The following is an 8165-nucleotide window of genomic DNA, read 5'->3' as shown; positions in this document are numbered from 1 at the left end:
AATAGGTCTTACCATCAGTACCGGTTAAAACGAAAGTAACGCTATCAGGCCTAAGACCATCACGATTATCATCGTCCACCCAAACCTTATTCACAGTAAGATTAATCAATTCAAGTTTATTTGTAATTTTTATACTTGATGTAATTTTTTCTTCAGTGTCATCAAAGAATTTTGTTTCAGATGGCATTAATGGATTTATGCTAGTGGAATTACTAGATACAGAAGATAAGTAATAACGAACTTCAGACTCTTTAATGGTGTAATTTGCTAAATGCACAACCCCATTTGAATCCAATCTTTCACGTATATCAACATTGCTATCCTTATCCAGATTTAAGAAGGTATAAGTCCAATCATTTGCCTCTTCTAAAATTGCTCCTCCATAAATTAATCCATCGGAAACTAACTCAATTGATTTTCCTGCTTGTTTCAATTCATCATTGGTTAAACTTACTTTAATGTGTTTTACCTGATAAATTTCAGATCTGGAAATATCCAATGATCCAGGATAAGTTGAGTCAACGAATTCATAATTAATTTCATGACCGTCTTCAGCATCATACTTATTGAAATTTGGTATGGTTGTTGTATAATCATTACTCTTATACAAAGATACACGTCCAAGATTTTTACCATCAGCATATATGTTCACATATATACGGGATGGTCTATTGGAGTAATCATCAGGCCATACTTTTGTAATAGTTACGTCAAAGTCATCTTCCAATACAGTTTCTATTTTATAATCATCTGCATTGATTGGAGCAGTCAAGTTTGATATTGAATAAAGAGGCAAATTGTTAAAAGTATATTCCCAATTATGGTCACTATCTAAAGTAACTCCTCTTATAAAAGGTTCACCATCAGAATATAAATCAACACTAATGTTTTCAGGCCTTAAATTAGCTATATTATCATAATCATCCCATTCTTTAATCACACTAAGATTAGTGAATAGATTAAAACCAAGAATATTTTGATAATGTCGTCCATTGATGGAAGAATACAAATAGAATTGATATGTTAAACCAGTGTCATGGAAAGTTCCACTGTTAGGGATCCCATTGCCAGATTTGACCATATCAATAGTTTCCTTTACATAAGTCCATGAAGGATTGCTATATGGTTCTCTATTAAAATGACTATTAGGATTATTATAATCTTGGCTATCAGTAAAAGCCCATAGTACATTAGGGAATGATACCTTTCCACTGCTTACTGTAGTGAAGTTTTCAGTATCATTGTAATGATAGTATAAAAATGTCCTGATATAAGGCAATACATCCTCACCAGTTCTTGGATGAATTAACTGTTCATCAGTTAAAGTGATTCTTTTGTATACTCCCGGTTCACCATAAAAATATCCGTCAGGACCTGAAGGACCAGGTTCAATACAATAAGCCCATGTAGTATCATTCATTAGCCAAGGATTTTCATAATATGCCTCAGGAGCATAATCATTGTAATAACCATCTTCAACCCAATCAAAAATTACACTATAATTTTCTTCAGAAACAATAGGGTTTTCTGATGGAATTAATTCCATGCCATTGGCATCATGGTAATCAATCGGTTCATCATCAACTCCATCTTCACCAAGAGAGTCTGCTTGATTTGAACTTATTTTGCCAGAATCATCCATTTCAACATTTTGGGTTGATTTTAAATTCAAGTCAGATGGTTCTCCATTTTCCACATAACCAACGTTAGATGCAAGTAATTCATTGTCATTGTTTATGACTCCAACATCACTATCAACTTCAGATGCTGAAACTAAGCTCACAGTTAATAGCAGTATAAAAGCCATAACAAGCATGAAACCAATATTATTTTTAAATCTCATAAATTTCACATCCAAAAAACAGAAATTTAAAAATTTTGTTTTTGCATCAAAAAATAGCAATAAATCCAGAATTAAAAAAATCTCTAAAAAATTTTTTAAAATAAATAATTCTTTAAATGAATAAGAATTTTATTCATTCAAAAAAAAATTAGATATCCCCCTAGAAAATCACCATTTTCATATACAATATATGGTCCTTTTATTATAAATACTTAACTTGTATAATCATGTTTTATTTAATAATGATTAATGAAAAAACAGCAAATAGACCAACTATTTAACTTTTGTTTAATTAATTACATTAGTTAGATAATGTTTAAAAAAATAGATATGTGAAAATGAATAATTTTTAAAAAAAAGTTTATTAAATTTAGGTATAAATCTAATATGAATGTAATAAAATTACAAACATATTAGATAGGCAAATCTAATAAATAGGTTTAGCAACAATATTTATCAGACAATATAATTTTTAAGCATTTTAATATTTAAATTATTTGATATAAATGTCCCTTTAGAGAAATAAGGAAAAATTATTTAGTTATGCCTAAATATATCTGATTAAATCAATTTTCTAATTGGATTCGATGTCTGTAGCTTCAAGCTTCATTATAACTGGCCTTAGTCCATCATTGCAGGATACAATAGCTACTCCTGGAGTTTTAATCCAGTCCTCATAATACCATATTTCACTTGCACCATGCGCTAATGCAAATACATATTGATAAATCGCCTTCCATGCTTCATCACAAAATCCTTCAGGTTTTGCATAGTCTGCATAATACACTTCACCCTCTTTCATTAAGGGACAGATGGATAATCCTTCGACACCATACTCCTTAGCAAGATCCTCTTGAAATGTAGTTTTTAAAATTGTAATCTTAACTTTCTTCATAATTAGAAATTAGTTGTTTTTAGTAATTATAATTAATGATAGGTAGATAAGTTGCACTAAATAAATGAGATTTTTGATATGAATTAATATAAATGAAAAAGCAATTAATAATTTTATAAGTATTGATAATTAAATATGATTTAATCAATCATCTTTTTAATTAAAATGAAGGAAAAATTTTTTGAAAAATTTACTATATGAAACTATGTAAAAAATGGTGATTTTTCAATTTAGAAATTTCGAAATCGAAATAATGTTTTTACCAAACAAAATTTCAAAAATTTTACAGTAGAAATACACCTCTCTCTAATATATGAAAATTTTTGTCAAATAATGAATTTTCTTTATAAAGAACTGTAAAAAAATAAACTAATTATAAATATTAGGCAATTAATAAAATTATATGATGAAGAGATAGATCAATTTTTTCAAGACAGACATTCAATGATAAAAATCATCAATATATAAAGGAAAACTTGTTAAAAATTATCTATTGTATATCTTGAAAATGAAATGAAAATTCTCTATGAACAAGAAAATAATTTACAAATACTAAAATACAATAGGTGGAATTTAAAATGGATGGAAGATTAGATATAGATTCTTTTGAAAAGGCAATTAATGGTTTAAATAAAAATTTAAGTGATGTAGGATTGCTCTTTAGAGCAAATATGCCACTTCTTGCAACAGATGCTACCCAAGAAACTAAAGAGAATTGTGTGGATAAGATGTCTGAGAGAATAGCTGAATTGCTTGATTCCTTCAGGGAAAGCTATTCCTACTACAATGACTTTTATGAGAAGATGAAAGAGAACATCAGAAATGACAATATCGAAAATCCAGAGGAATACGACGTTTTCTTCAATCATGCAAATGAAACATTTCCAAAGTACATTGATGAGCTTGGACAAAGCATTGACAGCTTATGTGATATTCCTGTAAAGACTGAAAAGTTCGATTCAACAATGAGAGAACTTGGTGCAATCATTGAAAACTTCCGTTTTGACTTTAAAAGAACATTAGCAGTCTCTGATGTTTATGAAGTTCAAAAGCAAATGAAAGAGGAAAACAAGTCTTAAACATTTAAAAACGACTTTTTTTTATAAATGATTAAAAATTGGTGATAAGATGGCTTTCCAAATAAATGATCCTGAAGAGATAGATTGGGCTTACTTCTGGGCAAAGAAGCTTGAAGCAAAAAAGGATAGAAGCAAAGATTGGAATAAGGCAGCACCGAATTTTGGAAAGTCTGCCAAAAGAGACGACTATCACACCAAATTGATTGAAAGGATTGATATAACCAAAGATGACACTCTTCTTGATTTAGGTTGCGGTGACGGAACTATAACAATTCCCCTTGCAAAAAGAGCAAAAAGTGTCACGGGAGTTGATTCTGCTTATAAAATGCTTGAAATATTGAATGAAAAAGCTCAAAAAGAGAATAATGGCAATATCAAAACAATTGAAGAGGATTTAAGTAAAATAACAATTGATAATGTGGGAAAACATGATATTGTTGTAGCTTCAAGATCATTGAATGGAATTCTAAATATAAAGGAAACCATTGCAAATATTAATGAAATCGCTGAAAATTATGTTTACATAACCCTTTTTGGACCAAACAACTGGAAAATTGAAAAGGAATTTTATGATTCCATCAATAAGGAATATGTTGAGTTTCCATCTCATAGATACTTTTTCAACATACTTGTAGATATGGGAATCTATCCAAATGTGGAAAGTCTAAACATAGGTCGTGAAAGGGAATATGAAAGCATTGAAGAGGCTTTAGAAAACGGAAAATGGAGATTGGATACTTTAAATGATAGGGAGAAAGAGCAGTTATATGAATACCTTGAAGATATACTTAAGAAAGGTGAAAATGGAAAGCTTTCTAACCCAAATGATAAGGCAGACTGGGTATTATACTGGTGGAAGAAATGAAAGAAAAAATCATTATAGAAGATGAAAATCAAATTGACTGGGAAGAACTCTGGACTAGAAAAATGGATAAAAAAGGAGACAGAGGCAAAGATTGGACCAAAGCAGCTGTAAAATATAGTGAACGTGCCAGCAAGGACAATTACACAGAACAATTAATCTCAAAAATGATATTAACAAAAGAAGATACAGTTTTAGATGTCGGCTGCGGTGAAGGAAGCGTTACAATTCCATTATCCAAAGAAGTTGCTAGTGTTACAGCTATCGATGCAACCGATAAGATGCTTGAAATACTTAATGAAAAAATACAGGAAGAATCAATAGATAATATTAAAACCATTAAAGATGACGTAAATGATGTTACATTGAAAAAATACGGCAATCATGATATTGTTTTAGCATCCAGAGTGATAAATGGAATTAAAAGCCCTAAAAAAGTATTTTCCAACTTCAATGAAATAGCAAATAAATATGTATTCATTACACTGTTTGGACCAAACAACTGGAAACTTGAAAAGGACTTCTTCAAATACATTAATAGCGAATATGGCGGGGCTCCCTCTTACACAATTCTCTTAAATCTTCTTGCAGAAATGGACATTTACCCTAATGTGATAAATTTGGATGTCGGTCCCGTCAGAACATATCATTCTATTGAAGAAGCTATTGACAATGGTAAATGGAATTTGGCTAAATTCACACAGGAAGAACAGGAATTATTGCCAAAGTACTTAGATTCCATTTTAGAGGAAGATGAAGATGGCTTATTAACCAATCCTAATGACAAGCCTGATTGGGTATTAATTTGGTGGAAAAAATAATCTAATTATATTTGGGGTTATCATGAGAATAGAAGATGAAATAAATCCTTTAGAACTCGATTGGGAATACATTTGGCAAAAATCGCTCAAAAAAGGATTTAAAAAAGAAAAGGATTGGGATAAGATAGCAACAGAATACGGTAAATGGCTTGAAAATGATGATTATCCGGACGTTTTGCTCAATGAAATGAGAATATCTTCTAATGACACAGTTCTTGATATAGGTTGCGGTGAAGGCACCATAACTAGAAAAATAGCTAAAAAAGCAAAATCAGTTACTGGAATCGATAAATCCGAATTGATGCTTGAAGAACTGAATAAGAAAGCCGAAGATGAGAATATAGTCAATATCCACACCATTCAAAAGGACATAAATGACCTTGATTATGATGAAATTGGGGATTATGATATTGTACTTGCATCCAGATGCTTGAATGGAATATTCAATATAAAAAATACTCTTTTAACTCTTAATAAAATAGCCAATGAATATGTCTACATAACTGTTTTTGGATCATCCATCCATAAATACAAAAAAGAAAAGGCAGAAATAGCAGGAAAACCATTTAAGGCAGGTACAGACCATATGGTTTTAGTTATGATTTTAAGAAGTCTTGGAATTGAAGCAAATGTTCTTCAATTGGAATGTAAAAACCTAAAGGAATACCATACAATAGATGAAGCGATAGAAAGATCCATATGGAGACTTGGAGACTTGGAAGAGGAAAACAAAATTGCTTTAGAGAATTACTTCAAAGAAACATTTGTTAAAAATGATAGGGGAAACTGGGTTAATCCTAAAGATAAAACAGATTTAGTGTTAATTTGGTGGAAAAAAGAAGAAGAGAAATAAAATTAAATAAATAAAATAAAAATTAACACTATTTTTTAAAAAGTTAAAAAAAAATAAAAAAAATAAACTGAAAAAGTTTATACATATTCTTCATCATGGAAGAAATCAAACACCTTTTCCATTTCTGCAGGGATATCAATTCCTTGTGGACATTGAATATTGCACTCACCACAGAATGTGCAGCTGTCTGCACGTTCATCCTTATTAACTAACCAGAAATAAGGGGCTGCTGTCTTATCAATATAATCTAGACTTTTTGCAATATTATACTGCTTGAAACAATGTGGAATGTCCACCCTATTATGGCAAGGCATACAATATCTGCAACCAGTACATGGAATCTCTTCCCTTGACTTATAGACTTGAGTGACATCCTTCAGGATTTGCCTATCATGCTCGCTCATGGAATCTACATCACAGCTTTCTGCAATTGCAACATTCTGCTTCACTTGATCCATATTGCTCATACCACTGAAAACGGAAGTTACAAGAGGCTTATCCCATAAATACTCAAATGCCCATTCAACAGGAGTCCTTTTCTTATCAGCGGTATCCCAAAGGGCTTGGACCTCATCCGGAATATTATTGATTAGGCTTCCTCCTCTAAGAGGTTCCATAATAACATTTCCAAGGCCAGCCATTCCTACAAACTCCAAACCGCCAAGACCGCTTTTATAATCCTCATCAAGATAGTTAACTTGAGTCAATATTACATCCCATTTATCATAGGAATCCATAATATTGAAGAAAACATCCAAATCATCGTGGAATGAGAAACCTACATATTTAGCTCTTCCATCCTCGAGGATTGAGTCTAAGAATTCCAATACATCCATACCATATAATTTGTTCCAGAAGTCTATCTTTAAGGAATGTAACATGTAAATGTCAATATAATCAGTCTGCAATCTTTCGAGTTGCAAATCAAGGAACTTATCCATATCCTCCCTTTTATTCACTAGCCATCCAGGCAATTTTGTCTGTATGACAACATCATCACGAATGCCCCTCTCAGCAAGGTACTTGCCTAAAAATGGCTCAGCGTTTCCTCCTAAGTTCCTGTTTTTACTATGAAAAGAATAAGCAGTATCAAAATAATTCACTCCATGCTCGATTGCATAATCGAACATCTTTGCAGCTTCCACCTCATCAATCTCATAAAAATGCTCCTTATGAGGTAAACGCATACATCCAAAACCTAAATTAGATACTTCTAAATCAGTTTTTCCTAATTTTCTATAAAACATTGTGTCACCTAAAACAAGTTTTAATTATCTAATAATATGTTTAATAAAATATATAAAAATAGCTAAAAAAGTTAAAAATAGTTAAAAAGTATAAAAATATAAAAAATGAGAAAAGAGATTCAAAAAATTTTAAGCATGAGAGAGTTAATCCAAGTAATTTTCCACATGATTGAAGAAGAGATATAAGTTAGGCTCAACTTTCCTTAAGCGTGTCTTGTATTCAACCAATAAGTCAATCCTTTCATCATCACTTAAATATCTGCCATCATAAATCAATGGAATCTCAGCTAAATCACCCATAAACAGAATCTTAACTTGATCTTTAGTCAAAATGGAGGAGAACTTAATGATATTGTTGAAATTCTCTTCTGTGAAATCCAAGCCAATAGATTCCAAATATTCCTTGAATTGGCTAATTTCATCTTCATATATGGGAACTAATTTAACAGCAATATTGTATTTCCATTCATCATCCCAAGGATGCACTTCCTTTAATTTTTCTATTAAGAAATTAGTGGAATCCTCTAAATTGTTCCCAAATTGATTGAAATCCATTTTATCCCTA

General features: G+C 31.0%; 8 protein-coding genes. 4 read left to right on the top strand and 4 right to left on the bottom strand.

Annotated features, from left to right (window positions below):
• Both QZU90_RS03710 and QZU90_RS03705 read right to left on the bottom strand, forming a co-directional pair.
• Positions 1–1843 (bottom strand): Cna B-type domain-containing protein (locus tag QZU90_RS03710; RefSeq protein WP_296855611.1); only part of this gene is annotated, 1843 nt, incomplete at its 3' end.
• 574 nt (positions 1844–2417) lie between these two features.
• Positions 2418–2738: a TIGR04076 family protein gene (locus QZU90_RS03705; RefSeq protein WP_296855609.1), complete on the bottom strand. Its 321-nt coding sequence runs from the start codon at positions 2736–2738 to the stop codon at positions 2418–2420.
• A 578-nt stretch (positions 2739–3316) separates the two neighbouring features.
• Between QZU90_RS03705 and QZU90_RS03700 the strand changes: the two genes are divergently transcribed.
• Genes QZU90_RS03700 through QZU90_RS03685 form a run of 4 tightly spaced genes read left to right on the top strand, consistent with a single transcriptional unit; the run spans position 3317 to position 6353 of the window.
• On the top strand, positions 3317–3817 hold the full coding sequence (locus tag QZU90_RS03700) for a hypothetical protein (protein ID WP_296855607.1): 501 nt from the start codon (positions 3317–3319) through the stop codon (positions 3815–3817).
• Positions 3818–3866: 49 nt separating this feature from the next.
• Positions 3867–4682: a class I SAM-dependent methyltransferase gene (locus tag QZU90_RS03695; RefSeq protein WP_296855605.1), complete on the top strand. Its 816-nt coding sequence runs from the start codon at positions 3867–3869 to the stop codon at positions 4680–4682.
• On the top strand, positions 4679–5500 hold the full coding sequence (locus QZU90_RS03690) for a class I SAM-dependent methyltransferase (RefSeq protein WP_296855603.1): 822 nt from the start codon (positions 4679–4681) through the stop codon (positions 5498–5500). Before QZU90_RS03695 ends, QZU90_RS03690 begins: the two co-directional genes overlap by 4 nt.
• Positions 5501–5522: 22 nt before the next feature.
• Positions 5523–6353 carry a class I SAM-dependent methyltransferase gene (locus QZU90_RS03685; protein WP_296855601.1) on the top strand — a complete coding sequence of 277 codons (831 nt, stop codon included), beginning with the start codon at positions 5523–5525 and terminating at the stop codon, positions 6351–6353.
• A gap of 77 nt (positions 6354–6430) precedes the next feature.
• On the opposite strand, the gene QZU90_RS03680 is transcribed toward QZU90_RS03685, so the two are convergent.
• Both QZU90_RS03680 and QZU90_RS03675 read right to left on the bottom strand, forming a co-directional pair.
• Positions 6431–7600 (bottom strand): aldo/keto reductase, encoded by a 1170-nt coding sequence (locus QZU90_RS03680; protein WP_296855598.1) that lies wholly within the window; start codon positions 7598–7600, stop codon positions 6431–6433.
• Positions 7601–7744: 144 nt separating this feature from the next.
• Positions 7745–8155, bottom strand: coding sequence for a hypothetical protein (locus QZU90_RS03675; RefSeq protein WP_295604635.1), 411 nt, complete (start codon positions 8153–8155; stop codon positions 7745–7747).
• Positions 8156–8165: the final 10 nt, after the last annotated feature.

It is taken from the genome of uncultured Methanobrevibacter sp., from assembly GCF_902784195.1.
GTDB lineage: Archaea > Methanobacteriota > Methanobacteria > Methanobacteriales > Methanobacteriaceae > Methanobrevibacter.
This window is presented reverse-complemented; position numbering and strand designations above follow the sequence as displayed.